Genomic DNA, 25,557 nt, shown 5'->3' with positions numbered 1-25,557 from the left:
GGTTGTCAGCCGATGTGCAACGGGTCGATCTGCACCCGCACCGGGTGGTGCGAGCCGCGGGCACTGAGCACCCCGACGCCGTGGCGCAGCGCCGCCGCCAGCGACAGACCGTGGTCGCGCCCGACCCGGGCCAGCATCCGGATCACGGGAAGCTCGTCGGGGACGCCAGTCGGGCGGCGCACCCCCGGCGGCAGTGGCACCGGGCCGAGGACGTCGGCTCCCTCGGGCAGCCGCACCTGCTCCAGCAGCGCCGCCACCGAGTCCGGGTCGCCGTCGAGGGCCGCGATGTGCACCGCCGGCGGCAATCCGACGTCGGTGCGGGTGGCCAGCTCGGCCTCGGCGTGCCCGACCGGATCCCACCGGACGAGGGCCTGCACGGTCGGGATCGACGATTCGGCGACCACGGTCACCACCCCGCCGGCGTCGCGGTCGCGTACCAGTGCCGCCGCGGTCATCCAGCGCCGCAAGGTGTCCTCGGCGGCACGCAGGTCCTGGCGGCCCAGCAGCGCCCAGCTGTCCAGCAGCAGCGCCGCCCCGTAGCCCTGCGGCGCGCGCGGCTCGGCGCCGGGCGTGGCGATCACCAGGGCGGGGCCGCCGCCGGTGCGATCGACGATGGTGTCACCGGCTGAGGTGACCACGGCGGTACCCGGGAAGGCGCGGCCGAGTTCTTCGGCGGTGCGCCGGGCGCCGACGACCACCGCCCGCACGGTATCGGAGCCGCAGCGGGCGCACCGCAACGCCGGGTCGACCCGGCCGCACCAGCGACAGACGGCGGCACCGCCGCGTTCCGGCAGTGACAGCGGGCCGGTGCAGTGCCGGCATCGGGCGACCGCACGGCAGCGCCCGCACGCCAGCGAGGGCACATATCCGCGCCGTGGCACCTGGACCAGCACCGGCGCCCCAGCGGCCAGCGCGCTGCGCGCGCTCTGCAGCGCGACCGAGGGCAACCGCGCGGTGCGCGCCGCGGCGTCCCGCTCTTCGGCGTACCCGGTGTCGTCGAGGGCCACCACCCGCGGCGCCGCGGCCCGCAGCACCGTCCGGGGCGCCACCAGATCGTGAGCCCACCCGGCACGTACCAGCGCGTGCGCCTCGGCCGTGCGCGCGTACCCGCCGATCAGCGCTGCGCAGCCCGCCAGGTGCGCCCGCAGCATCGCCACCTCACGGGCGTGCGGGTAGGGCGCCCGCGGTTCGGCAAGGCTGTCATCGCCGTCGTCGAAGACCATGACCAGTCCCAGCTCGGCGAGCGGGGCGAACACCGCACTGCGGGTACCTACCACCAGGCGGGCCCCGCCGCGCAGCACCGACAACCAGCGCCGGTAGCGGGTGGCGGGTCCCAGGCCCGCCGACAGCGCCACCACGGCGGACTCGTCGATCCGGGCCGTCGCGGCGCTGCACAGCGCATCGATGTCGCGCTGGTCGGGCACGATCGCCAGGGCGGTGCGCCCGGCCCGGATGGCGCACACCGCAGCCTCGGCGAACCGGTCGGTCCACGAATCGCCCGGCAGCACCTGCCACACCGCACGCGCGGCCCGGCCCTGCCCGAGCGCCGCCAGGAACGGCTCGCCCGCCTGGTAGCGCTGCCAGCCCGCCGGGTCGACCGGTGCGGGCACCGGGGCCTGCGCCGGGGTCACCGCCTCGCGTTCCACCCGGGCATGCCGCGGCGGTATCGCCAGCCGCAACACGTCGGCCCGGCTGCCGGCATAGCGGGCTGCCACCGCCTCCACCAGCCGGCGGACCTCGGCGGTGAGCACCGGTTCGCTGGAGATCACCCGCTCCAGCCGGCCCAGCTTGCCGGCGTGGTCGGTGTCGGCACGACGTTCCCAGATGAAGGCGTCGACCAGCCGGCCGTGAAAGCGCACCCGCACCCGCGCGCCGGGCTGAGCATCCTCGGACTGCTCCGCGGTGACCAGGTAGTCGAACTCGCGGTCCAGGTGCGGCACCGAGAGCATCGGCAGCACCCGGGCCACGGGTTCAGCGGGATCGCTGGGTTCGCTCTCGACGCTCACCACGCAGGTCTAGCAGACTCTGCCGACCGCGGCAGCCGCTGGATCACAAGCCGGGTGGTCTGTGGATCGGCGACCGCGCCGTCGGCCGCACCGAATTACGTTGCTGCGGTATGCCCGAGGAGTGCGGGGACCATGCGGACGCGGCACGAGCCCGCGAAGACTCCCTGATATCCCGGCGGCGGGTTTCGGCCGACACCGATCAGCTGCTGTCCGCGGCGCTGCGCGAAGCGGTCGAGAGAGCCCGCGACGGCCGCCGGCGCCTCGACGCCATCGGGGCCGAGATCCGCGCTGCGGTGGGCGATCAGGGCACGCTGGCGTTGGACACCCCGGCCGGCGCCCGCCAATTCCAGCGCTTTCTGACCGCCAAGACCCGAGACATCCGCCGGGTGGTCACCGATGCCGTGGCGGACGAGCGGGCCCGTACGGCACTGCTGCGCTCACTGGGTGGCGGTTATGCGGCCCGCAGCGAACCCCCGAGCGCCCCTGGGCATCCGGGGCCGATCACACTGCCCGGCGTCCCGGCCCGGGTCCGCGATCAAGTCAACCGGCAGTTGCTCGCCGAGGACATCGGCCGGGTGGAGAACGCCACCGAGGCGATCAGCGCCGCGGACATGATCCGCTATGACAACGCGCTCCGGGTCCGCGACGGACTGCGGGCCAACGCTCGCGACGACGCAAATCCGGTACTGCTGATCAGCTATGACCCGTCGGCGTTCGGCGGCCGGGGCCGGGCCGCCATCGCGATCGGTGATCCCGATATCGCCGATAACACCGCCGTGCTGGTACCGGGGGCACACAGCAGCGTCCGCGACGGCTACCTGACGCACCGCGATGCGGCGAACCTCTACCGCGAGGTAGCCCGCGCCGACCCTGCCCGGTCCAATTCGGTCATCATCTGGATGGGCTACCGCGCCCCGGACAGCCTGCTCGATCCGTCGGTGGCACAACCGAATTCAGCACGAGCCGGTGGCGTCCTGCTGGCCGCGGACATCGACGCCCTGCGAGCGGCGCACCGCGGCGCATCGCATATCACGGTGATCGGGCATTCCTACGGCTCGACGACGGTGGCCGACGCCGCCGCCGGCTTCGGGATGCGGGCCGACGACGTGGTGCTCGTCGGCTCGCCGGGAACCGACCTGGCGCGCAGCGCCGAGGACTTTCACCTGCCCGCCGGAGGGCACGTCTACGTGGGCGCGACATCCTGGGACCCGGTCACCGGATTCGCCGGGGAACCGCAGCTGCCGGTGCCCGGAACCACGGCCACGGTCGGGCTCGGCCGCGATCCGGCCGACGATGGCTACGGGTCGACCCGGTTCAAAGCCGAGATCCCGGGCCCGCCCTCCCCGACGGCCGGCCACAGCCGCTACTTCACGCCGGGCACCGAGTCGCTGTTCAGCATCGGCGACATCGCCTCCGGGCACGGCGACGCGCTCGCGCACGACCACATGACGGCACCGCACCGCCGCCGGCTGCCGGTGTTCGACCCGGAGCGGTTGCGTCCGGGGACCGGCGGCCACCGGCATTGACCGCCAGTGGGTTCAGGCCGTAGCCGGCTTCTCGGCCGGGTCGGGCCGACCGAAGAAGAAGCCGGCCGTGATGAGCAGTTGCGCCGCTGCGTACGCCCACCAGATCGGCACCGCCAGCAGCTCGTTACCCAAGACGAACCGGCTGGCTCCGATCATGGCGTCCGAGACGGCGAAGAACACCGCGCCCACCGCGGTCCAGCGGGTGGGCAGCTTGGCCAGCAGGGCCGCGCACACCATGGCACCGAGCACCAGGACGTAGACGGTCACCGGGGCGGTCATCCCCTCCCGGGCCAGGCCGGGCCAGAACCACACCAGCAGAGCCAGGCAGCTCGCGCCGACCAGCCCCACCCCGATAAGCCGGCCCCGGGAGACCACCGCCAACGGAAGCAGCGCGCCCAGAAAGCACAAGTGCGCCAGCAGGAATGCCGTCAGCCCGGCGACGAAGGACGGCTCCCACCACGGGATCGCCAGCAACCAGTCGCCGGCGGCCGACAGGGTCAGTGCGGGGATCAGCCAACGCGCCTCGCGCAGGATCGGGTGCGCGGCCGCGGCAACGGCCAGCAGCACCGCCATCGACGCCTTGAAGGCCGGTTGGCCGACCCAGTGGCCGGTCAACGCCTCCCCCGGCGGCGACCGCAACGCCAGCACGGTCAGGAAGATGCCGTAGCCCACACCAGCCCAACCGGCCGCAGCCCAGGCGGTGGGGACCAGGCGCATTGCGTACGGTGTTCTGATGCCGCTCACCGACGATGACTCCGCAATCGACCCCATAGTGCTGAAGGTACTGGACGCCGTCCCGTTCCGACTGACACTTGCTGATGGCGTCGAGGCCGCGCGCCGCGCCATGCGCGACCTGCCGCGCCGGCCGGTCTACCCGGACCTGCCCAGCGAGGACCGCGTCATCGACGGACCCGGCGGGGACCTGCCGGTGCGCATCTACCGGCCGCCGAGTGCAGACAACGGCCCCGCCCCAGTGGTGGTGTTCTTCCACGGCGGCGGTTTCGTCGCCGGCGACCTCGACACCCACGACGGCACCGCCCGCCAGCATGCGGTCGACGCCGACGCGGTGGTGGTGTCGGTGGACTACCGGCTGGCACCCGAGCACCCGTTCCCGGCTGCCGTCGAGGACGCCCTGGCGGCCACCGAGTGGGTGGCGGCACACGCCGGCGAGCTCGGCGTGGACCCGGCCCGGCTGGCGGTGGCCGGCGATTCGGCCGGCGGCAACCTGGCGGCGGTCGTGGCCCAGTTGGCCCGCGACGCGGGCGGGCCGGAGATCGCGTTTCAGCTGCTGTGGTATCCGGCCACCACCTACGACATCACCTTGCCGTCGTTCACCGAGAACGCCCACGCCCCGATCATCGACCGAGACGCGATCGCCGCGTTGACCATGGCCTATGCCGCCGGTCTCGACCTCAGCGAGCCACCACCGACGCTGGCGCCCGCGCGCGCGGCGAGTCTGGCCGGCCTGCCGCCGGCCTACATCGCGGTGGCCGGCCACGACCCGCTGCGCGACGACGGCATCCGCTACGGCGAACTGCTGTCCGCCGCCGGGGTGCCGGTGCAGGTGCACAACGCCAAGACGCTGATCCACGGCTACCTGGGCTATGCCGGGGTGATCCCGGCGGCCACCGAGGCCGCCGACCGCGGGCTGGCGGCTTTGAGAACGGCCCTGAGGCCCGCACATTCCTGACGCGCGCGAGGCCAGGCTGCGTGATCCCGACGGTCACCCGCTGTGCCTGTTTCACGCCGGCCCGGCCCGCCGAAATCCATCGTGGCGGCTCGGCCCGCCGCATTCTCACTAACGCACCACCGCCCCGCTGCGCAGCGCGCTACCGTCGAGCCATATCAGCGACGAGGAGCCAGCGTGACCGAACAACCCGACCACGAGGTCCTGATCGTCGGCGCCGGGTTCTCCGGCATCGGTGCGGCGATCGGCCTGGACCGAGCCGGCATGCCCGACTACCTGATCGTCGAGGCCGGTGACGGTGTCGGCGGGACCTGGCACTGGAACACCTATCCCGGTATCGCAGTGGATATTCCGTCGTTCTCCTATCAGTTCTCGTTCGAGCAGAGCGCCGAATGGTCGCGCACCTACGCGCCCGGCCGGGAGCTGAAGAACTATGCCGAGCATTGCGTCGACAAGTACGGGCTGCGTTCCCGGATCCGGTTCGCCACCGAGGTGCTGTCCGCCGAGTACGACGACGAACACGGCTGGTGGCGGGTGGACACGCAACCCCACGGAGTCGTCACGGCGCGGTTCCTGATCAACGCCAGCGGCGTGCTCACCACACCCAAGCTGCCCGATATCGACGGTGTCGACACGTTCGCCGGCGTGAGCATCCACACCGCACGCTGGGATCACTCGCAAGACCTGACCGGCAAGCGCGTCGCGGTGATCGGCACCGGGGCCTCGGCGGTGCAGGTGATCCCCGAGATCGCGCCGATCGTCTCGCAGCTCACCGTTTTTCAGCGCACCCCGATCTGGTGCTTCCCGAAGTTCGACGTACCGCTGGCGTCGCCGCTGCGCTGGGCGATGAAGCTGCCCGGTGGAAAGGCAGTGCAACGCCTGGCCAGTCAGGCCTTCGTCGAGGCGACGTTCCCGATCGCGGCGCAGTACTTCACAGTGTTCCCGCTGGCCAAGCGAATGGAGTCCGCCGGGCGGGCGTACCTGCGCCGGCAGGTGCACGACCCGGTGGTGCGTGAGCAGCTCACCCCGCACTACGCGGTGGGGTGCAAGCGCCCCGGCTTCCACAACACCTATCTGTCGACCTTCAACCGCGACAACGTACGGCTGGTCGTCGACCCCATCGCCCGGATCACCCCCACCGGCGTCGTCACCGCCGACGGGACGGCCCACGACGTCGATGTCCTCATCCTGGCCACCGGGTTCAAGGTGATGGACAGCGACAACATCCCGACGTTCGCCGTCACCGGTGCCGGCGGCCAGTCGCTGAGCCGGTTCTGGGACGAACACCGCCTGCAGGCCTACGAGGGCGTCAGCATCCCCGGATTCCCCAACCTGTTCAGTGTTTTCGGGCCATACGGCTACGTCGGGTCGTCGTACTTCGCGCTGGTCGAGGCGCAGACCCACCACATCGTCCGCTGCCTGAAACGCGCCCGGCGCCGGGGCGCCACCCGGGTGGAGATCTCCGAGGCGGCCAACGCCCGCTACTTCGACGAGATGATGAGCAAACGGCACCGCCAGGTGTTCTGGCAGGACAGCTGCCAGCTGGCCAACAGCTACTACTTCGACAAGAACGGCGACGTCCCGCTGCGGCCCACCACCACGGTGGAGGCCTACTGGCGCAGCCGGCGCTTCGATCTCGACGACTACCGATTCACGGCCTAGCCGCCGCACACAGCAAAAGCCCCGCATTTCGGCAGGAAATGCGGGGCTTTTGGCGTCCGAAATCAGATGGCGCGCTTGAGGTCGTCGACCTTGTTGAGCTGTTCCCACGGCAGCTCGACGTCGGTGCGACCGAAGTGGCCGTAGGCGGCGGTCGGCGCGTAGATCGGCCGCAGCAGCTCCAGGTCACGCACGATGGCGCCGGGCCGCAGGTCGAACACCTCGCCGATGGCCTTTTCGATCTTGATCGGGTCGACGGCCTCGGTGCCGAACGTCTCGACGAACAGCCCGACCGGGGCCGCCTTGCCGATCGCGTAGGCGACCTGCACCTCGACGCGCTGGGCCAGTCCCGCGGCGACGATGTTCTTGGCCACCCAGCGCATCGCGTAGGCCGCCGAGCGGTCCACCTTGGACGGGTCCTTGCCGGAGAACGCGCCGCCGCCGTGCCGCGCCCAGCCGCCGTAGGTGTCGACGATGATCTTGCGGCCGGTCAGGCCGGCGTCACCCATCGGGCCACCGACGACGAAATTGCCGGTCGGGTTGACCAGCAGCCGCACGTCGGAGGTGTCCATGGTCTCGTGGCCGAGCTCGTCCAGCACGGTCTTGATCACGTGGTCCCGGATGTCGACGGCCAGCGTCTTGTCCAAATCGATGCCCTCGGCGTGCTGGGTCGAGAGCACGACCGTGTCCAGCCGCACCGGCACGTTGTCCTCATACTGCACGGTGACCTGCGTCTTGCCGTCCGGGCGCAGGTAGGGCAGCGTCCCGTTCTTGCGCACCTCGGTGAGCCGGCGGGCCAGCCGGTGCGCCAGGGCGATCGGCAGCGGCATCAGCTCCGGGGTGTCGGCGATCGCATAACCGAACATCAGGCCCTGGTCGCCGGCGCCCTGGGAGTCCAGCGGGTCGGCGGCACCCTCGACACGGGCCTCGTGGGCGGTGTCGACGCCCTGGGCGATGTCGGGCGACTGCGCGCCGATGCCGATGTTGACCCCGCAGGTTTCGCCGTCGAAGCCCTTGTCCGACGAGTCGTAGCCGATCTCGAGGATGCGCCGGCGGACGGTGTTGGTGATGTCGGCGAACGCCTCGCGGGCGCTGGTCGTCACCTCCCCGACCACGTGCACCTGACCGGTGGTGACCAGGGTCTCCACCGCGACCCGTGAGCGCGGGTCATCGGCCAGCAGTGCGTCGAGCACCGAGTCGCTGATCGCGTCACAGATCTTGTCGGGGTGTCCCTCGGTCACCGACTCACTGGTGAACAGCCGACCCTTTTCGCTCACTATGTCATCCTCCGGGTAATCGAGCCAAAGTTAGCTCGGGCAAATATAGCCATGTGCTCCCGGGGACGGCCTGGCAGTCCGATGCCCTCCCCCCGGGCCGCCGGACCGGGTAACGCCTGCGTTCTCCCGCGAGCGGGAGATGGTCGACAATATGCCCACATCAAGACACCTGAACGACTCGGCCCTGCGGGTGCCCACCTTACCGTCAGGATCACGAGCGTGGACAATCCGGGTTTCGTCCACAGGTCCTGTCAGCGCACGAGCGCGGTTCAGGGCGCCGCCGGCGCCGCCGTCTCAACCCGGACGGCCCAGCCGACCAGCGACCGCAGATAGCGCAGCAGCAACTCGTCGGGGTGGGCGCGCGGGTCGGTGAGGTGCAGCAGGGCCAGTTGTTCCACGGCGGACAGCAACAGCCGGACCGTCGCGCCGTCGGCGTCGACCGGGCGATTGGCAAGCACCGAGACCCGGCTCGCGGCGACACCCCGGGCATAGCGACGTCCCAACTCGGTGCGAGCCTGCAATTGCGGCGGGGCCCCAGCGGGCGGGCTCAGGATGATGCGCCAACTTGTCGGCGCCGCGTGCAGGTAGGCCAGGATGGCGCGACCGATCGCATCCGGGTCGTCGGCCAGCGGGCGTTCCAGGCTCGCCATCCCGGCGAAGGCGACCTCTGACTCGCGGTCGAGCAGCGCCGACATCAGGCCGGTCAGATCGTCGAAGTTCTGGTACACCACCGTCCGGGTGACCTGCGCGGCGCGGGCCACCCGTTCGATCGTCACCGCCGCGAAACCCTCGGCGGCGACGATGTCGCGGGCGTGGTCGAGCAGCTGAGTCCGACGGGCCTGCGCCGACATCCGCCGTTTCGGCTCGGGCTGCGCGCTCATCTCGAATCCGGCAGCTCGAGCAGCAACTCCACGGCGCGGGCCGCGCTCTGTGCGGCGCTCTCCATCGTCGCCGACCAGTCGGCGCGGGTCCAGTCCCCGGCGAGCACCAGGCTCGGAACCGAGGTGCGTTGATCCGGGCGCAGCCCGTCGGTGCCCACGACCTGCGAGAAGGTGGCCTTGGGCATCTTGACCACCTGCGCGGCGACCACTTTCGCCTCGGCGGCGGCCGGATAGTAGCGACGCAGCAGGTCCATCTGCTCGGCCACGATCTGCTCGTTGGTCCGGTGGATCTGCTCGTAGGCGCCGCTGGTGGTCAGGCAGTACAGCCAGGCGCCGTCTGGTTCGCGGCCATGCATCCGCTGGCGGTCGAACACCTCGTCGATGACGCCGGTACCGCCGATCACTGACTCCATCGCCGCCTCGGTACCCAGCGGTCGGTCCAGGTAGAGGTTGGTGCTCACGATCGGCGTGTAATGCAATTTCTCTGCCGCGGCGTAGATTTCGGCATGTTCCGACAGATCGTCGAGCAGCCCGGCGATATTCGAGTTCGGCACCGCACACACCACCGCGTCCGCGGGCACCTCGGTGCCATCTGCTAACTGCACGGCGCGCACAGCGTTGTCCTGCACCACGATTCGCCGGGCCACCGCCCGGTAGCGCACGTCGACGCCGAACCGGTCGAAAACGTCGAGCGCGCCCGCGATGTAGAGCGTGTCGAGATCGGTGGTGGGGTAACCGATCGTCACCGCCCTGCGGTGGCGCAGTCCGAGCCGGATGCCGGTGGCCATGACATCGGCGAACACCTTGGCCGAACCGCGGTCCACCGGTTCGGCGGCGATCCCGAGGGCGAGCCAGTCCCACACCGCCTCCCGGGCCCGGGCGGGCATGCCGACGCGTCGCAGCCACTGGTCGGTGCTCAGATCGGGCAGGTCGGATGGTTGAAACAACGCTTGGCCGGCCAGGCGCACGGTCGCCACCGCCGTTCGCAGCCGGTCGAGCAGGTTCGCCTCGGGGTGCGGACCGAATAGCGTGCGCACCGCGCCCAGCCCACGGGTCGCCAGGGTGGTGGCCGCCCCGCCGGGCCAGCGCAGCGTCCCGCCGGTCGGAAACTCCACCATCGACCGGGTGCCGACGCTGGTCAGATACCGGAACAGGTGCTCGTAGCCGCTGGCGATGACGTGCTGGCCGTTGTCCGGGAGATCGGCGATCCCTTCGACCTTCATCGCGTGGGTGCGCCCGCCGAGCCGTCCGCGCCGCTCCAGCAGGGTCACCTTCTTGCCCGCCTCGGCCAACCAGACCGCCGAGGCCAGCCCTGCCAGGCCGCCTCCGATCACCACGTACCGTCGATCGTCCACGCCCGGCTCCTCCCGAATAACTTACGAGCTGTAAGTTACTCGGCGGGGCGTCCCGCGGTCAACGCGCGCGGCGGCCTAGCCGCCGGCCAGGAACGCCACGACGGCGTCCACGATGCGGCTCGCCATCAGGGTCTTGGAGCCGGGCTCCAACGCGGACTCGGTTCCGTCGGCGGCCAGCAGCCACCCGTCGTTGTGGTCCACCTCGAACGCCCTGCCGTCCCCCACCGCGTTGACCACCAGCAGATCGCAGCCCTTGCGCTGGAGTTTCGCCCGGGCGTGGAACAGCACGTCGCCGTTCTCATCCCCGGTCTCGGCGGCGAAGCCGACGATGGCGCGCATGTGGGGCAGCTGGCCGTCGGCACGTGCCCGGACCGCACCGGCGAGCACATCGTCGTTGCGAACCAGGTCGATGGTGGGCGGCCGGTCGTCTTCCCCCGGGCCTTTCTTGATCTTCGCCTGCGCCATCCGGGCCGGGCGGAAGTCGGCGACGGCGGCGGCCATCACCAGCACCTGCGCCTCGGGGGCGTGCTTGGTGACCGCGTCGTGCAGCTGCTGCGCCGAGCTGACGTGGACCACCTCGACTCCGGCCGGCTCGATCAGCCCGGCGGTATGCGCGGCGATCAGCGTGACCTCGGCGCCGCGCTGGGCGGCCACCCGCGCCACCGCGTAGCCCTGCTTGCCCGAGCTGCGATTGCCGATGAACCGGACCGGGTCGATGGGCTCACGGGTACCGCCGGCGGTCACCAGCACCTTGCACCCCGCCAGATCATGGGGCAGCGCGTCGGGCCGCTCCAGCAGCAGCGACGCGAAGGTATTGATCTCCTCGGCCTCGGGCAGCCGGCCGGGTCCGGTGTCGGTGCCGGTCAGCCGGCCCGACGCGGGTTCGAGAACCACCGCGCCGCGCGCTCGCAACGTTGCCACATTCTCTCTGGTGGCCGGATGCTGCCACATCTCGGTGTGCATCGCCGGCGCGAACAGCACCGGGCACCGGGCGGTCAGCAAAGTGGCGGTCAGCAGGTCGTCGGCACGGCCGGCGACCGCGCGGGCCAGCAGATCGGCGGTGGCCGGCGCCACCACCACCAGGTCGGCCTGCTGGCCGATGGCGACGTGGGGAACCTGCGGAACGTCGTCGAACACGCCGGTGTGCACCGGCTGGCCCGAGAGCGCCTCGAAGGTGGCCGCCCCGACGAACCGCAGAGCGGATTCAGTCGGCAGTACCTGCACCGAATGGCCGGCTTCGGCCAGCTGCCGGACGACCGTGCACGCCTTGTATGCGGCGATACCGCCGGAGACGCCGACGACGATCCGTTTGCGCTCCACCGGTGCCGACCCGCCCCTCCCCGACCCTCAGCTACTCGCCTTCGGTGTATTCGAGCAGGTCACCGTGGATTTCGCGCAGCGCGATCGACAGTGGCTTCTCCTGCAGGCCGGGCTCCACCAGTGGCCCGACGTACTCGAGGATGCCCTCGCCGAGCTGGTTGTAGTAGTCGTTGATCTGACGCGCCCGCTTGGCCGCGTAGATCACCAGCGCGTACTTGCTCGACGCGCGCTGCAGCAGCTCATCGATGGGCGGGTTGGTGATGCCGAGCGGTGTGTCGTAACCGCCGATCAACGCCGGGTCGAACTCGTCGGCGTCGCCTGCCGGCGTTTTGGTGGCCGAGGCGGCCTGCGAGGTACTCACTAAGAAATTCTCCTGGCTATTGATGGCTGGGTACGCCTGCGGCGGTCGTCCGGGTCGATCAGACTGCGTCCGGTGCGGATTCCACCAGCAAGGATACCAATTCTGAGCAGGCGGTTTCCAATCGAGCGTTGACCACGACCTCGTCGAAGTCTCCCTGGGCCGCCAGCTCGGTGCGCGCGGTGGTCAGTCGGCGCTGCATGACGTCCGCGGATTCGGTACCGCGTCCGACCAGTCTGGCCTGCAGGCTTTCCCAGTCCGGCGGGGCCACGAACACCGTGACGGCCTCCGGCAGCGCCTTCTTGATGGCCCGGGCACCGGCCAGGTCGACCTCGATCAGGACAGGCCGACCGGCCTTGGTCGCCTCGGCAACCGGGGCGGCCGGAGTGCCGGATCGCTGCAGGCCGCCATGGATCTCGGCCCACTCCAGCAGCGCGCCGGCCTCGATCAGCCGGTCGAACTCCTCCGGCGTCACGAAGCGGTAGTCGACGCCGTCCACCTCTCCGGGGCGCGGCGCCCGGGTGGTGGCGGACACGCTGAAATACAGGTCCGGCACCCGATCGCGCAGGCAACGGACCAGGCTCGACTTTCCGACCGCGGATGGACCGGACAGCACCACCACACGCCCCGCGTGTCGGCTGTCCGGTCCTCCACCGGCATTCACCGACAGGTCAGGAGAAGTCGAACTTCTCCAGCAGCGCCTTGCGCTGCCGGTCGCCCAGGCCGCGCAGCCGGCGGGTGGGGGCGATCTCGAGCTCGGTCATGATCTCCTGCGCCTTGACCTTGCCGACCTTCGGCAACGCCTCCAGCAGCGCAGAGACCTTCATCTTGCCCAGGACCTCGTTGGTCTCGGCGTCCTTGAGCACCTGCTTGAGGTTGGTGCCGCCACGCTTGAGCCGGTCCTTGAGCTCCGCTCGGGCCCGACGTGCGGCCGCCGCCTTCTCCAACGCGGCGGCGCGCTGCTCGTCGGTCAACTGGGGAAGGGCCACGATTCCTCCGTATCGTCATCATCGACAACGTCGATGTTTTCCTTGTCTCGGCCGGGTACTCCCGCCAGAGACGACGACCGTACCCACGCCGTCTGACGAAATCTAACCCCACCCCCGGTTTCCGGCTACAAATGCCCAGCGTGCGGCGGCTGCGCACGGCAGTCCGACCGGGGCCGAGCGGGGTGGTGCGATCAGCGCGCCGCTACCGCACCCACCCCGGGAAGGACCTAAAAAACCCCGTTCTAGCTGGGCTTTTGCTTGGACGGAACGGACAGGCCGATCGATTCGGCGTGGTCCTTCCGGCGTGCTGCAGGCCGGTGGGAGCCCGACAGCATTGAATTCGCACCTCACGGCGTGTCGGGCGTGTCGGCCGGCCCCAACTACGCGGCGTAGTAGTCAGGCGCGCTCTTCGGGGGGCGAAACCGCACGCATCAGCCACCGGTGGGGAGAACCCGGCAGAACCGCGGCCGCCCGGTGCCGGAGGCCGGATTCAGCACCTGAGGGCGCTACGCCCTTGGATGCGGATCGGTTCCGGTCGCGTCCGCCCACCCGATCGTCACCCGGCCGAAGGCCCCGGCAGCGCCCGCGCTTCGAATCCGTTGTGGGATTGCGTATCTCCCTCTGCCCCTGGGTATTTCACAGCGCTCCCGGCCTACGCCAGGGTTGCGCCGACGAGATCGAGGCGGTGAGAGCTCAACGGAGATGATGTGATGAACGTCCGGCGTCCGGCGTGGCGAACGCTGCGACCGGCATCGCCACCACCAAGGAGACCCCGACTCCGCAGCCGATTCCGGGCGGGACAGTCAACCACCACGACCAGAAGAAGTTCGCGACGTGGGCGCGCACCGGTACCTGATGCGCAGCGACTCTCGCCTACCCGGCCAGATAGGCCACCGCGTCGCGTAGACGCTCGGCCGCCTCACGCAGCCCCGCGACGCCGGGACCGGCCCGCAGCACTTCGCGGGAGACCGCCGGCAGCAGCGTGCCCGAGGCGGCGCCACCCAGCCCGGCCAGCCCCTCCGGGCGCCCGCCCTGCGTCCCGATGCCCGGTAGCAGCACCGGGCCGCCCAGGGCGCTCAAATCGGGCACCTCGCGCAGCGTGGCACCGACCACCACCCCGATGGACCCGGGTCCCGGTCCCGCCCGGTTCGCCTCGGCGGCCGCGTCGACGATCGACTGCGCCACGGTGCGCCCGCCGGCCGCCTGGGCGCGCTGCACGCCGGCCCCCTCCGGGTTGGAGGTGGCAGCCAGCACGAATACCCCGCGCCGGTGCGCGGCGGCGGTGTCCAGCAGCGGCTGCAGCGAGCCGAAGCCCAGGTAGGGCGAGGCGGTCACCGCGTCGGCGGCCAGCGGCGACTCGCCGGCCCAGGCCGCCGCGTAGGCGGCCATCGTCGAGCCGATGTCACCGCGCTTGGCGTCGGCCAGCACCAGTACGCCGGCCTCGCGCAGCGCCGCGATGGTGCGCTCCAACACCGCGTAGCCGGCCGAGCCGTACGACTCGAAGAACGCCACCTGCGGCTTGACGACGGCGAACCCGGCGAACGCCGCGACGCAGGTCTCGCTGAATGCCGCCAGCCCGTCCGGTGTCGAGGGCAGGCCCCAGGCGCTCAGCAGTTCGGGATGCGGGTCGATGCCCAGGCACAGCGGCCCGCGGGCCGCCGTCGCCTCGGCCAGCCGGGTCCCGAACTCCCCGAGCCCGGTAACCACTAGTGCCCGCCGAGTGTGCTGTGCAGCTCCTGCAGGGACCGCACTCCGATGTCGCCCCGGATCCCGGCCTCGATACCCTGCACCGCGGCGGCGGCGCCCTGGACGGTGGTCACACACGGGATGTTCACGCTCACAGCGGCCGAGCGGATCTCGTAGCCGTCCACCCGCGGACCGGAGTTGCCGTATGGGGTGTTGATCACCAGGTCGACCTCACCGGCCCGGATCAGATCCACCGCCGACGGCAACGGGTCGGTCCCGTCGGGTTCCTCGAAAAGCTTGCGGACCACCTCGCAGGGAATACCGTTGCGGCGTAGCATTTCTGCGGTCCCCTCGGTCGCCAGGACCCGGAACCCCAAGTCCGCCAGCCGTTTGACCGGGAACACCAGCGAACGCTTGTCGTGGTTGGCGACGGAGACGAAAACCGTGCCGTCTGCGGGCAGCGATCCGTAGGCAGCGGTCTGGCTCTTGGCGAACGCGGTGCCGAAGTCGCGGTCGATGCCCATCACCTCCCCGGTGGATTTCATCTCGGGCCCGAGCAGCGAGTCGATGCCGGACCCGTCCGAACGGCGGAAGCGGTGGAACGGCAGCACCGCCTCCTTGACCGCGATCGGGGCGTGCGGGCCGACGGTGGCGCCGTCGCCGGAGGCGGCCAGCAGGCCCTCGCCCCGCAGCCCGGCGATGGTGGCGCCCAGCATGATCCGTGCGCAGGCCTTGGCCAGCGGAACTGCGGTGGCCTTGGACACGAACGGGACCGTCCGGCTGGCGCGCGGATTGGCCTCCAGCACGTAGAGCACGTCGTCTTTGAGGGCGAACTGCACGTTGAGCAGCCCCACCACCCCGACGCCGTGGGCGATGGCCTCGGTGGCCCCACGCACCTTCTCGATGTCGCTGCGGCCCAGGGTCACCGGCGGCAGGGCACACGCCGAGTCCCCGGAGTGGATGCCGGCCTCCTCGATGTGCTCCATGATCCCGCCGATGTAGACCTCGGTGCCGTCGCACAGGGCGTCGACGTCGATCTCGATGGCGTCTTCCAGGAACCGGTCGACCAGCACCGGATGCTCCGGCGACAGCAGCGCAGCCCGGGTGATGTAGCCGCGCAACGTCTCCTCGTCGTAGACGATCTCCATGCCGCGCCCACCCAGCACGTACGACGGCCGGACCAGGACCGGGTAGCCGATGTCGGAGGCGATCCGCCGAGCCTGCTCGAAGGTGGTCGCGGTACCGTACCGCGGCGCCGGCAGCCCGGCGCTGGTGAGCACGTCGCCGAACGCGCCGCGGTCCTCGGCCAGGTCGATGGCCTCCGGAGTGGTTCCGACGATGGGCACCCCGGCGTCGGCCAGCCGCTGGGCCAGCCGCAACGGGGTCTGCCCGCCCAGTTGCACGATGACGCCGGCCACGCCCGGCCCGCCCGCCCCGGACTGCTGTTCGGCGTAGTACACCTCGAGCACGTCCTCGAACGTCAGCGGTTCGAAGTAGAGCCGGTCGGCTGTGTCGTAGTCGGTGGACACCGTCTCGGGGTTACAGTTGACCATCACCGTCTCGAACCCGGCCTGACTCAAGGTGATCGCCGCGTGCACACAGCTGTAGTCGAACTCGATGCCCTGGCCGATCCGGTTCGGCCCGGAACCGAGGATGAGCACCTTGGGTTTCGCGTCCTGGGGGGCCACCTCGGTCTCTGCGGCCGGGTCGAGCTCGAAAGTGCTGTAGTGGTACGGCGTTGTGGATTCGAACTCCGCCGCGCAGGTATCGACGGTCTTGAAGACCGGATGGATCCCCAACCGGGTCCGCAGCAGCCGCACGCCGTCCTCGCCGGCCAGTTCCGGCCGCAGTGCGGCGATCTGATGATCCGACAGGCCGCTGAATTTGCAGCGCCGCAGCAGATCCGCGTCAAGCACCGGGGTGTCGACGACCTCCGCGCGCAGCGCCACCAGGCCGTTGATCTGCTCGACGAACCACGGGTCCACCCCGGACGCCTCGGCGACCTGCTCGACACTCGCGCCCAGGCGCAGCGCCAGTTCGATGTCGTAGAGCCGACCCTCGGTGGGGACCCGCAACCGGGCCAACGCGTCCTCAGCGGTGCCGTCCGGGTCGGGTTGGGTCCAGAACCCGGCACGATCGGTCTCCAACGAGCGCATCACCTTGCCGAGGGATTCGATGAAGTTGCGGCCCAACGACATCGCTTCGCCCACCGATTTCATCGTGGTGGTCAGCCGCGGGTCGGCGCCGGGGAACTTCTCGAACGCGAAGCGCGGCGCCTTGACCACGACGTAGTCCAGCGCCGGCTCGAAACAGGCCGGCGTCTGTTTGGTGATGTCGTTGAGGATCTCGTCGAGGGTGTAGCCGATGGCGAGCTTGGCGGCGATCTTGGCGATCGGGAAGCCGGTGGCCTTCGACGCCAGCGCGGAAGACCGTGACACCCGCGGGTTCATCTCGATCACGATGAGCCGGCCGTCTTTCGGGTTGACCGCGAACTGGATGTTGCACCCGCCGGTGTCCACCCCGACCTCGCGCAGGATCGCGATGCCCAGATCGCGCATCCGCTGGTACTCCCGGTCGGTCAGCGTCATCGCCGGGGCGACCGTCACCGAGTCGCCGGTGTGCACGCCCATCGGGTCGACATTCTCGATCGAGCAGACCACCACGACGTTGTCATTGCCGTCGCGCATCAGCTCGAGCTCGAATTCCTTCCAGCCGTAGATGGATTCCTCGATCAGCACGTTGGCCGTCGGTGAGGCGGCCAGCCCGTCACCGGCCATCCGGGCCACCTCGTCGAGGCTGGCCGCCAGCCCGGAACCCAGACCGCCCATGGTGAAAGAGGGGCGAACGACGACCGGCAGCCCGAGCTCGGCGACGGTCTCTTCGACCTCGGCCATGGTGTAGCAGACCCGGGAACGTGCCGATTCGCCGCCGACCTTGGCGACGATGTCCTTGAACTGCTGGCGGTCTTCGCCGCGCTGGATCGCCTCGAAGTCGGCGCCGATCAGCTCAACCCCGTAGCGTTCCAGCACGCCGTGCTCGTGCAGCGCGACGGCGGTGTTCAGCGCGGTCTGCCCGCCCAGGGTGGCCAGCAGTGCGTCGACCTTGTTGCCGCGCTCGGCCTGCTGGGCGAGCACCTTTTCGACGAATTCCCAGGTGATGGGCTCGACGTAGGTGTTGTCGGCGTACTCCGGGTCGGTCATGATGGTGGCCGGATTGGAGTTGACCAGGCTCACCTGCAGGCCTTCGGCTTTGAGCACCCGGCACGCCTGGGTCCCGGAGTAGTCGAACTCGCAGGCCTGGCCGATCACGATCGGCCCGGAGCCGATCACCAGGACGTGGCGCAGGTCGGTACGGCGCGGCATTACCGGCTGCCTTTCTTGCCGCGAGCGTGCGTGTTAGTACTCCGACACGCCGGGTACGGCGTACAACTGCGCACGCTCGCCGGAGTTGGGTTCACTACTTCTCCCCTGCCATCAGGTCGACGAACTGGTCGAAAAGGTATTCCGCGTCATGCGGCCCGGCCGCGGCTTCGGGGTGGTACTGCACCGAGAACGCCCGGCCGTCAGCGAGCTTGACCCCCTCGACAACCCCGTCGTTGGCGCAGGTGTGAGAGACCACGGCCCGACCGAAGTCGGTGTCGAAGACGTCCCCCGCTTCTCCCTCCAAAGCGAATCCGTGGTTCTGCGCGGTCACCGCCACCTTGCCGGTGGCGTGGTCGATCACCGGGATGTTGATGCCCCGGTGGCCGAACACCATCTTGTAGGTGTTCAAGCCCAGCGCCCGGCCCAGAATCTGGTTGCCGAAACATATTCCGAACAGCGGGATCCCGGCACCCAACACCTCGCGCGTCACCGCGACGATGTGGTCTGCGGTGGCCGGGTCACCGGGCCCGTTGGACAGGAACACCCCGTCGGGCTTCAGCTCGGCGATCGAGGCGAAGTCCACCGACGACGGCAATACATGGCTGCGGATTCCGCGCCGGGCGAAGTTGCGCGGCGTGTTGGTCTTAATGCCCAGATCCAGCGCGACAACAGTGAACCGGTGTGCCACATCGGGTTCCACCACATACCCGGCGTCGGTGCTGACCTGCCCGGCGAGGTCAGCGCCGAGCATCGACGGCTGCTCACGGACCCGGTTCACCAACTCCTCGGGCGCTGTCAGCGCCTCACCGGAGAACACCCCGGCTTTCATCGAGCCGTGGTTGCGCAGGTGGCGCACCACGGTGCGGGTGTCGACACCGGCCACCCCGACGACGCCCTGACGCACCAGTTCGTCCTCCAGGGTGCTGCTGGCGCGCCAGTTCGAGGCCCGCGGCGACGGGTCGCGCACCACATAGCCGGCTACCCAGATCTTGTCGTCTCGACTCTCCCCGTCCTCGCGGTTCCACCCGGTGTTGCCGATCTGCGGCGCGGTGGCCACCACGATCTGCCGGTGGTAGCTGGGGTCGGTCAACGTCTCCTGGTATCCGGACATGCCGGTGGAGAACACCGCCTCGCCCAGGCTCTGCCCCACGGCTCCGAACGGCCTTCCGGTGAAGATCCGGCCGTCCTCGAGGACCAGGGCCGCCGCCCCTGGGTTGCTCATTGGTCATCCTCCAACTCGGGCCGCTCGTTCGCTTCACTTGGCGCCGCATCCTCGCCGCCGACCAGCCAGCGGGAGTGCTCGGCACGGTCGTCGGCGCGGAAGCCGGTGTCCATCTCGGTGCCAGACGGCAGCGCCCAGCGAATCGCCAGCACTCCGTCGTGAGGCCGACCGGGCAACGGCGGGATGGTCCGGCCCGCGATTCCACGTTCGGTGCGCACCGCGACGACCGAGTCCTGCGGAATCCAGATCGGCCGGGCGCCGCTGCGCTGCACCATGATTCCCTCCGGGTAACGGGTCAGCACCGCCTTGGTGCGATAGCCGAGGTCGCCCACCACCACCCGGTCGTTCCACTTCGGCGCCAGTGTGCAGCCCAGATACAGGCCGCGGGTGGGGGCGACGGTGGGCGGGCCCACCGTGTCGGGCACCGACGGCAGCGTGCCGATCAGCGCTTCCTGCAACTGACCGCGGTGCCGCCAGCCGCGCATCATCAACCGGATCACCAACCCGATCAGCACCACCAGCACGACGGCGAAGATCAGCGAAGCGATCATCGTGGGCGTGTTCATGCCGGACTCTTTCCGTCACGTGCGGTCAGCCGGCCGCGCAGCAGCGTCGCGGTGACGGTGGCAGGAAGGGTCATCGCCTCATACGGAGTGTTGGCCGACCGGCTGGCCAGCTGCTCACCGGTCACCACCCAACGCGCCTGCGGGTCCACCACCGTCAGATTGGCCGGTTCGCCCACCTCCAGCGGCCGGCCCTGATCGGGCAGACCGACGATCTCCGCGGGCCGCTCGCTCATCACCCGGGCCACGTCACGCCAGGTCAGCAGACCGGGCTCGACCATGGTGGCCACCACCACCGACAGAGCGGTCTGCAGCCCGAGCATCCCGGGCCGGGCGGCAGCGAACTCGCAGGTCTTCTCGTGCTCGGCGTGCGGGGCGTGGTCGGTGGCCACACAGTCGATGACGCCGTCGGCCAGTGCCCGGCGCAGCGCGGCCGCGTCGGCGGCCTCGCGCAGCGGCGGGTTGACCCGGTTGCGCCCGTTGTAGTCGGCCAGCCGGCCGTCATCGAGCATCAGATGATGCGGTGTGACTTCGGCGGTCACCGAGATCCCCTGTGCCTTAGCCCATTTGAGGATCTCCACCGTCCCTGCGGTAGACGCGTGGCAGATGTGCAGGCGGGCGCCGGCGTCGCGGGCCAGCAGCGCGTCACGGGCCACGATCGACTCCTCGGCGACGCGCGGCCAGCCCGACAGTCCCAGCCGGGCGGCGTTGGGCCCCTCATGGGCGACCGAGCCCACGGTCAATCGGGGCTCCTCCGCATGCTGGGCGATCAACACCCCCAGGCCGGTGGCGTATTCCAGCGCGCGCCGCATCACCAGTGGATCGGCCACGCACACACCGTCGTCGGAGAACATCCGGACACCCGCGGTGCCGGCGGCCATCATGCCCATCTCGGTCAGCTGTGTTCCATCGAGTCCGACGGTGACGGCGCCGACCGGGTGCACATCGACCAGGCCGACCTGCTGCCCGCGCGCCCAGACGTGGTCGGTGACCACCGGAGAGTCGGCGACCGGCGTGGTGTTGGCCATCGCGAACACCGCGGTGTACCCACCGAGAGCCGCTGCCGCCGACCCGGTTTCGATGTCCTCGGCGTACTCGCGACCCGGTTCGCGCAGATGGGTGTGCAGGTCCACGAAGCCGGGCAGCAGCACCTGGCCGGGCGCATCCACTAGGGCATCTGCGGCGCGCACGCCCAGGTCGGCACCGATCTCGGCGATCTGGCCGTCTTCGACCAGCACATCGACGCGATCACCCTCGCCGTAGCACCGCACCCCGCGGATCAGCACGCTCATGGCAGATCCTCCCCAGCCGACCCGGCGGACTCGTCGCCCACCAACAGATGGAACAGCACCGCCATCCGCACGTGCACGCCGTTGGAAACCTGTTGCAGCACCGCGGATTGTGATGAGTCCGCTACCGAGGAGGCGATCTCCATGCCGCGCAGCATCGGACCGGGGTGCAGCACCACCGCCTCATCGGCCAGCATCGCCCGGCGCTTCTCCGAGAGCCCGTAACGCACCGAGTACTCCCGCGCCGACGGGAAGAAACCCCCGGTCATCCGCTCGGCCTGCACCCGCAGCATCAGCACCGCGTCGGCAGTGGGCAGCTCGGCGTCGAAGTCGTAGCTCACCGTCACCGGCCAGTCGGCCACCCCGACCGGCAACAGGGTCGGCGGGGCCACCAGCACCACCTCGGCACCCAGCGTGGCCAGCAGCCGCACGTTGGAGCGGGCCACCCTGCTGTGCACGATGTCACCGACGATCACCACCCGCCGGCCCTCGATTCCCCCGAGCCGCTGGCGCAGGGTCAGCGCATCCAGCAGGGCCTGGGTCGGGTGTTCGTGGGTACCGTCGCCGGCGTTGATCACCGCCGGGCCTTTCTCACCGGCGCCCGGGGCGCCCGCGGTCCACTCGGCGAGCAGGTGGGCCGCACCCGAAGACGGGTGCCGGATGATCAGCGCGTCGGCGCCGGCGGCGCGCAAGGTGAACGCGGTGTCGCGCAGCGACTCCCCCTTGTTCACCGAGGATCCCGACGCGGACACGTTGATCACGTCGGCGCTCATCCACTTGCCGGCCACCTCGAACGAGACCCTGGTGCGGGTGGAGTTCTCGTAGAACATGGTGATCACGGTGCGCCCGCGCAGAGTGGGCAGCTTCTTGACCTCGCGCCCGACCAGGGCCTGGGCGAACCGGTCGGCGTCATCGAGGATCGCGGTGGCCTCGTCGCGGCTCAGGTCGCCGGCGGCCAGCAGGTGCCTGGGGGTCATCGGGTGATCACCACCTGATCGCGGCCGTCGTGTTCGGCCAGCAGCACATGCACGCTCTCGCCGCGTGCGGTCGGCACGTTCTTGCCGACGTAGTCGGCGCGCACCGGCAGTTCGCGGTGGCCGCGGTCGACCAGCACCGCCAGCTGCACGATCCGGGGCCGGCCCACATCGCGCAGCGCATCGAGGGCGGCCCGCACCGACCGGCCCGCGTAGAGCACGTCGTCGACCAGGATCACCAGCGCATCGTCGATGCCGCCGGTCGGGATGGAGGTGGATTCCAGCGGCCGCGGCGGCTGGCGCATCAGGTCATCGCGGTACAAGGTGATGTCCAGGGCGCCGTGGCCGATTTCGACCCCGCAGAATTCCCTGATCTTGGCGGCCAGGCGAGCGGCCAGGGTGACCCCGCGGGTCGGGATGCCCAACAGAACCACCCGGGGCGCGTCGGAGCCGTCGAGAGCGGTCTTCTCGATGATCTGGTGCGCGATACGCGAGATCGTGCGACCCACGTCCGCCGAGGACATCAACTCTCGGTCGGTGCTGGAATTACCGGCAGCGCCCATGGGAAACCGCTGGACCTCCTTCTCCGCCTCGCGGGACGGATCGTTAAAGGATGTCGAACTGTCGCCTAGCCTAACATCCGCCCACCGTCGACCGTCGGCGGGAACTGCGCCGCTAACCTGACCGGGTGAATCTCGACCCGAATCAGGCTCCGCTGCGCGAAGCCTGCGACACCGGCCTGCTCTCCGGCGTGGTGACGCTCGTCTGGCAGCGCGGCTCGGTGCTGCAGGTCAACGAAATCGGCCATCGCGATGTCGGCGCCGGCCTGCCGATGACCCGCGACACGGTGTTCCGGATCGCCTCCATGACCAAACCGGTGACGATCGCCGCCGCGATGACCCTGGTCGACGAAGGACGGCTGCGGCTGGCCGACCCAATCGCACACTGGTTGCCGGAGTTCGCCGCACCGCGGGTGCTGGTCGACCCGGCTGGTTCGCTGGAATCCACCACCGCGGCACGGCGCGCAATCACCGTCGACGATCTGATGACGCACCGCTGCGGCATCGGCTATGGGTTTTCCGTACCCGGTCCGATCGCGCGGGAGTACCAGCGGCTGCCCTTCGGGCGGGGACCCGAAGCCTGGCTGACGGCAGTGGCGGCGCTGCCCTTGGTGGATCAGCCCGGTGAGCGAGTCACCTACGGCCACGGCACTGACGTGTTGGGCGTGCTGCTGTCACGGATCGAGGGCAAACCACTGCCGCAGGTGATCGAGGAACGAATCCTGGGCCCGCTGGGGATGACCGACACTGGTTTCTGCGTCACACCGCAGGCACGCCGGCGCAGCGCCACCATGTACCGCGTCGACGGAGACACCCTGCGCGACGACGCGATGGGGCCGGTCCCGATCGCGATGCCGGCGTTTCCCAACGCCGGAGGCGGCCTGATGTCGACCGCCGACGACTACCTGGCCTTCACCCGCATGTTGTTGGCCGACGGCATGTTCGACGGCACCCGGGTGCTCTCGGCCCAATCGGCGCGGGCGATGCGTACCGATCAGCTCACCGACGACCAGAAGCGGCACACGTTCCTGGGAGCCCCGTTTTGGGTGGGCCGCGGCTTCGGGCTCAATCTGTCGGTGGTGACAGACCCGGCGAAGTCCCAGCCGCTGTTCGGGCCGGGCGGTGCGGGTGCGTTCGGCTGGCCGGGCGCCTACGGCACCTGGTGGCAGGCCGATCCGGCCGCGGACCTGATCCTGATCTATCTGGTCCAGAACTCTCCGACGCTGTCCACCGACATGGCCGTCGCGGTCGCCGGCAACACCTCGATAGCCAAACTGCGAGTGGCGCAGCCGAAGTTTGTCCGGCGGACCTACGCCGCTTTGGGTTTGTGAGCCCGGCCCGCCGCCTAATCGACCACGGCCAGTAGCGATGCCGCAGCTTCGGCAAGTTCACGATCGCCGTGCAGCTTGGCGCGCCGGCGTCCTTCTTCGACGGTGATCCCGCGGCTGGCCAGCCGCCACAGCGTGTCCTGATCCAGGCGCACCGACGCGGCGGGGTCTTCGGCGAGCTCCCCAGTCAGGTCCCACCCGGTGCCATCGGAAACCACCGACCAGCGACCGCCGGCCGGACCGGTGATCTCGAACCGGATCGCGGTGCCATGCGGACGCTTGTGATCCTGCAGCGCGACCGGCACAGCGTGCAAGAACGCGACGAGTACCGCGTGCTGCAACTCCACCTCGTCCGCGCCGGGACGCGACACCGCGTCGCGGATCTGCTGTTGATGCACCCAATACTCGGTGAACTCCCGAGCGATATCGAGCCAGGCCGGACTGGTGCCGCGGCCCGCCCACGAAACATTCAAAGCTGCGACGCCCGCCAGATCGACGCTCGCCCAAACAGCATCCAATTGGGGGCCCAGATGAGCCAACAGGTCGATCATGGCCGCGGGGCTGCACTGCCGCATCGCCCGGACAAACTCGCCGTTGACTCGGGCTAGGTAGCTCGGCAGCGATTCGTCCTCGGCGAACACCGCGCCGCGATGCCCGTCGCGACTACCGGAAAGGCGCCGCAGGTAATCGTTGAGGATGTGCGCGGTGAGGTCGCGAACATCCCAGCCCGGGCAGATGGTCGGCCTGTCCCAGTCCGCGGGGTCCAGCGACCTCAGGAGGTCGAGCAGCGCTTGGCGTTCCGCCGCGAACAGCGGTCTGGTGTCGAGGGGGATCATCGAATTGAGTAAACCGCCTCTGCGGTTGCCCGCGCGAACTTATTTCTCGTTCTAAAGGCTTGCCCCCGCGCGGCGGGCCTTCTCCAGCGCCGCTTCACGCAGCTGTGCCCGTTCCTCGGCGGTCCACCGCGTCGTCGGCTCGAACACCAGGGTCTCGACCCGGTAGCCCAGCATGGTGAACACGTATTCCAAGTAGGGCCGCTGGAAGTCCTGCAGGTCGTAACGGCTGCCGTCGTAGGCGCTGGAGCGGGTCAAGATGAGCTGCACCGGTCTGCCGTCGCCCAATGTGCCCACGTGTTCACCGCGCTCGTTGACCGTGAAGCTGGCCATCGGCTGCACGATGACATCGATCCACGCCTTCAACGCGTGCGGCACATGCCAATTCCACATCGGCGACGACACCACCAGCCGGTCGAACGACCGCACCCGTTCGATCTCGGCCAGCACTTTCGACCAGAGCTGCTTCTGCTCCGGCGTACGTCGTTCGCCGTAGAGCGGGGCGAACTTGGCCAACGCGGCGTCCCGCCCGAAGACGACCATCTCGTCGGTCCACACCGAGAACCGTTCGACCTCGCCGACCGCGGCGGCGGGCGCGGCGTCCAGAAACGACCTGGCCAGCGCCGAGGACAACGAAAGTTCTTCCTTGGGGCTCGCCTCCACCCACAGGGTCGTCATGGCA

23 protein-coding genes are annotated in these 25,557 nt (G+C 70.0%); 5 read left to right on the top strand and 18 right to left on the bottom strand.

Annotation, left to right across the window (positions count from 1 at the left end):
- Positions 1-5: 5 nt before the first annotated feature.
- The gene (locus G6N23_RS09110) at positions 6-1,949 is read right to left on the bottom strand and encodes a primosomal protein N' (RefSeq protein WP_085259626.1); all 1,944 of its coding nucleotides are present in this window, start codon (positions 1,947-1,949) and stop codon (positions 6-8) included.
- A 167-nt stretch (positions 1,950-2,116) separates the two neighbouring features.
- On the opposite strand from G6N23_RS09110, the gene G6N23_RS09105 reads away from it, so the two are divergent.
- A complete protein-coding gene (locus G6N23_RS09105) occupies positions 2,117-3,532 on the top strand; it encodes a DUF4226 domain-containing protein (RefSeq protein WP_085259570.1) in 1,416 nt (471 codons plus the stop codon).
- A 12-nt stretch (positions 3,533-3,544) separates the two neighbouring features.
- Here the strand turns inward: G6N23_RS09105 and G6N23_RS09100 are convergent, their stop codons facing one another.
- Positions 3,545-4,267: a lysoplasmalogenase gene (locus G6N23_RS09100; RefSeq protein ID WP_179961159.1), complete on the bottom strand. Its 723-nt coding sequence runs from the start codon at positions 4,265-4,267 to the stop codon at positions 3,545-3,547.
- Here G6N23_RS09100 and G6N23_RS09095 point away from each other — a divergent pair.
- The gene (locus G6N23_RS09095; protein WP_085259627.1) at positions 4,266-5,222 is read left to right on the top strand and encodes an alpha/beta hydrolase; all 957 of its coding nucleotides are present in this window, start codon (positions 4,266-4,268) and stop codon (positions 5,220-5,222) included. The two genes, G6N23_RS09100 and G6N23_RS09095, sit on opposite strands and share 2 nt — an antisense overlap.
- Positions 5,223-5,396: 174 nt before the next feature.
- Positions 5,397-6,881 (top strand): flavin-containing monooxygenase, encoded by a 1,485-nt coding sequence (locus G6N23_RS09090; protein ID WP_085259571.1) that lies wholly within the window; start codon positions 5,397-5,399, stop codon positions 6,879-6,881.
- 62 nt (positions 6,882-6,943) lie between these two features.
- Here the strand turns inward: G6N23_RS09090 and metK are convergent, their stop codons facing one another.
- The 7 genes from metK to mihF form a co-directional block, all read right to left on the bottom strand.
- On the bottom strand, positions 6,944-8,155 hold the full coding sequence (metK, locus tag G6N23_RS09085) for a methionine adenosyltransferase (RefSeq protein WP_085259572.1): 1,212 nt from the start codon (positions 8,153-8,155) through the stop codon (positions 6,944-6,946).
- Positions 8,156-8,424: 269 nt separating this feature from the next.
- Positions 8,425-9,036, bottom strand: coding sequence for a TetR/AcrR family transcriptional regulator (locus G6N23_RS09080; RefSeq protein ID WP_085259573.1), 612 nt, complete (start codon positions 9,034-9,036; stop codon positions 8,425-8,427).
- Positions 9,033-10,391, bottom strand: coding sequence for a hydroxysqualene dehydroxylase HpnE (gene hpnE / locus G6N23_RS09075; RefSeq protein ID WP_085259574.1), 1,359 nt, complete (start codon positions 10,389-10,391; stop codon positions 9,033-9,035). Before hpnE ends, G6N23_RS09080 begins: the two co-directional genes overlap by 4 nt.
- A 75-nt stretch (positions 10,392-10,466) precedes the next feature.
- On the bottom strand, positions 10,467-11,711 hold the full coding sequence (gene coaBC / locus G6N23_RS09070; RefSeq protein WP_085259575.1) for a bifunctional phosphopantothenoylcysteine decarboxylase/phosphopantothenate--cysteine ligase CoaBC: 1,245 nt from the start codon (positions 11,709-11,711) through the stop codon (positions 10,467-10,469).
- Positions 11,712-11,742: 31 nt separating this feature from the next.
- Positions 11,743-12,072: a DNA-directed RNA polymerase subunit omega gene (gene rpoZ, locus G6N23_RS09065; protein ID WP_085259576.1), complete on the bottom strand. Its 330-nt coding sequence runs from the start codon at positions 12,070-12,072 to the stop codon at positions 11,743-11,745.
- Between the two features lie 58 nt (positions 12,073-12,130).
- Positions 12,131-12,733, bottom strand: a complete 603-nt coding sequence (gene gmk / locus G6N23_RS09060) for a guanylate kinase (RefSeq protein WP_085259577.1) — start codon at positions 12,731-12,733, stop codon at positions 12,131-12,133.
- 7 nt (positions 12,734-12,740) lie between these two features.
- Positions 12,741-13,058, bottom strand: coding sequence for an integration host factor, actinobacterial type (gene mihF, locus G6N23_RS09055; RefSeq protein ID WP_067333923.1), 318 nt, complete (start codon positions 13,056-13,058; stop codon positions 12,741-12,743).
- 730 nt (positions 13,059-13,788) lie between these two features.
- On the opposite strand from mihF, the gene G6N23_RS22370 reads away from it, so the two are divergent.
- A complete protein-coding gene (locus G6N23_RS22370) occupies positions 13,789-13,914 on the top strand; it encodes a hypothetical protein (RefSeq protein ID WP_264069177.1) in 126 nt (41 codons plus the stop codon).
- A gap of 17 nt (positions 13,915-13,931) precedes the next feature.
- Here G6N23_RS22370 and pyrF read toward each other — a convergent pair whose 3' ends face one another.
- The 7 genes from pyrF to pyrR all read right to left on the bottom strand — a co-directional run bounded on the left by pyrF (position 13,932) and on the right by pyrR (position 22,717).
- The gene (gene pyrF, locus G6N23_RS09050; RefSeq protein ID WP_085259578.1) at positions 13,932-14,765 is read right to left on the bottom strand and encodes an orotidine-5'-phosphate decarboxylase; all 834 of its coding nucleotides are present in this window, start codon (positions 14,763-14,765) and stop codon (positions 13,932-13,934) included.
- On the bottom strand, positions 14,765-18,106 hold the full coding sequence (gene carB / locus G6N23_RS09045) for a carbamoyl-phosphate synthase large subunit (protein ID WP_095173899.1): 3,342 nt from the start codon (positions 18,104-18,106) through the stop codon (positions 14,765-14,767). Before carB ends, pyrF begins: the two co-directional genes overlap by 1 nt.
- A 94-nt stretch (positions 18,107-18,200) precedes the next feature.
- Entirely contained in the window at positions 18,201-19,328 is a 1,128-nt protein-coding gene (gene carA / locus G6N23_RS09040) for a glutamine-hydrolyzing carbamoyl-phosphate synthase small subunit (RefSeq protein ID WP_085259580.1), read from the bottom strand.
- Positions 19,325-19,894, bottom strand: coding sequence for a PH-like domain-containing protein (locus tag G6N23_RS09035; protein WP_085259581.1), 570 nt, complete (start codon positions 19,892-19,894; stop codon positions 19,325-19,327). Before G6N23_RS09035 ends, carA begins: the two co-directional genes overlap by 4 nt.
- A complete protein-coding gene (locus G6N23_RS09030; protein WP_085259582.1) occupies positions 19,891-21,183 on the bottom strand; it encodes a dihydroorotase in 1,293 nt (430 codons plus the stop codon). Before G6N23_RS09030 ends, G6N23_RS09035 begins: the two co-directional genes overlap by 4 nt.
- Positions 21,180-22,157, bottom strand: coding sequence for an aspartate carbamoyltransferase catalytic subunit (locus tag G6N23_RS09025; protein ID WP_085259583.1), 978 nt, complete (start codon positions 22,155-22,157; stop codon positions 21,180-21,182). Before G6N23_RS09025 ends, G6N23_RS09030 begins: the two co-directional genes overlap by 4 nt.
- Positions 22,154-22,717, bottom strand: coding sequence for a bifunctional pyr operon transcriptional regulator/uracil phosphoribosyltransferase PyrR (pyrR, locus tag G6N23_RS09020; protein ID WP_085259584.1), 564 nt, complete (start codon positions 22,715-22,717; stop codon positions 22,154-22,156). Before pyrR ends, G6N23_RS09025 begins: the two co-directional genes overlap by 4 nt.
- A 125-nt stretch (positions 22,718-22,842) precedes the next feature.
- Between pyrR and G6N23_RS09015 the strand changes: the two genes are divergently transcribed.
- Entirely contained in the window at positions 22,843-24,045 is a 1,203-nt protein-coding gene (locus G6N23_RS09015) for a serine hydrolase domain-containing protein (protein WP_085259585.1), read from the top strand.
- Positions 24,046-24,059: 14 nt separating this feature from the next.
- Here G6N23_RS09015 and G6N23_RS09010 read toward each other — a convergent pair whose 3' ends face one another.
- Entirely contained in the window at positions 24,060-24,878 is an 819-nt protein-coding gene (locus G6N23_RS09010) for a maleylpyruvate isomerase N-terminal domain-containing protein (protein WP_085259586.1), read from the bottom strand.
- A gap of 51 nt (positions 24,879-24,929) precedes the next feature.
- Positions 24,930-25,553, bottom strand: coding sequence for an FMN-dependent NADH-azoreductase (locus G6N23_RS09005; RefSeq protein WP_085259587.1), 624 nt, complete (start codon positions 25,551-25,553; stop codon positions 24,930-24,932).
- Positions 25,554-25,557: the final 4 nt, after the last annotated feature.

The organism is Mycolicibacter terrae (genome assembly GCF_010727125.1).
Taxonomy (GTDB): domain Bacteria; phylum Actinomycetota; class Actinomycetes; order Mycobacteriales; family Mycobacteriaceae; genus Mycobacterium; species Mycobacterium terrae.
Note: the sequence above shows the minus strand (reverse complement) of the source record. Positions and strands in the feature narration are given on the sequence as shown.

What these genes read in the sequence shown, in the direction of transcription:
- G6N23_RS09110 (WP_085259626.1), bottom strand. Translation starts at nt 1,949, where the DNA reads ATGCTCTCGGTGCCGCACCTGGACCGCGAGTTCGACTACCTGGTCACC.
- G6N23_RS09105 (WP_085259570.1), top strand. Translation starts at nt 2,117, where the DNA reads ATGCCCGAGGAGTGCGGGGACCATGCGGACGCGGCACGAGCCCGCGAA.
- G6N23_RS09095 (WP_085259627.1), top strand. Translation starts at nt 4,266, where the DNA reads ATGCCGCTCACCGACGATGACTCCGCAATCGACCCCATAGTGCTGAAG.
- G6N23_RS09080 (WP_085259573.1), bottom strand. Translation starts at nt 9,036, where the DNA reads ATGAGCGCGCAGCCCGAGCCGAAACGGCGGATGTCGGCGCAGGCCCGT.
- carB (WP_095173899.1), bottom strand. Translation starts at nt 18,106, where the DNA reads ATGCCGCGCCGTACCGACCTGCGCCACGTCCTGGTGATCGGCTCCGGG.
- carA (WP_085259580.1), bottom strand. Translation starts at nt 19,328, where the DNA reads ATGAGCAACCCAGGGGCGGCGGCCCTGGTCCTCGAGGACGGCCGGATC.
- G6N23_RS09035 (WP_085259581.1), bottom strand. Translation starts at nt 19,894, where the DNA reads ATGAACACGCCCACGATGATCGCTTCGCTGATCTTCGCCGTCGTGCTG.
- G6N23_RS09030 (WP_085259582.1), bottom strand. Translation starts at nt 21,183, where the DNA reads ATGAGCGTGCTGATCCGCGGGGTGCGGTGCTACGGCGAGGGTGATCGC.
- G6N23_RS09025 (WP_085259583.1), bottom strand. Translation starts at nt 22,157, where the DNA reads ATGACCCCCAGGCACCTGCTGGCCGCCGGCGACCTGAGCCGCGACGAG.
- pyrR (WP_085259584.1), bottom strand. Translation starts at nt 22,717, where the DNA reads ATGGGCGCTGCCGGTAATTCCAGCACCGACCGAGAGTTGATGTCCTCG.
- G6N23_RS09010 (WP_085259586.1), bottom strand. Translation starts at nt 24,878, where the DNA reads ATGATCCCCCTCGACACCAGACCGCTGTTCGCGGCGGAACGCCAAGCG.
- G6N23_RS09005 (WP_085259587.1), bottom strand. Translation starts at nt 25,553, where the DNA reads ATGACGACCCTGTGGGTGGAGGCGAGCCCCAAGGAAGAACTTTCGTTG.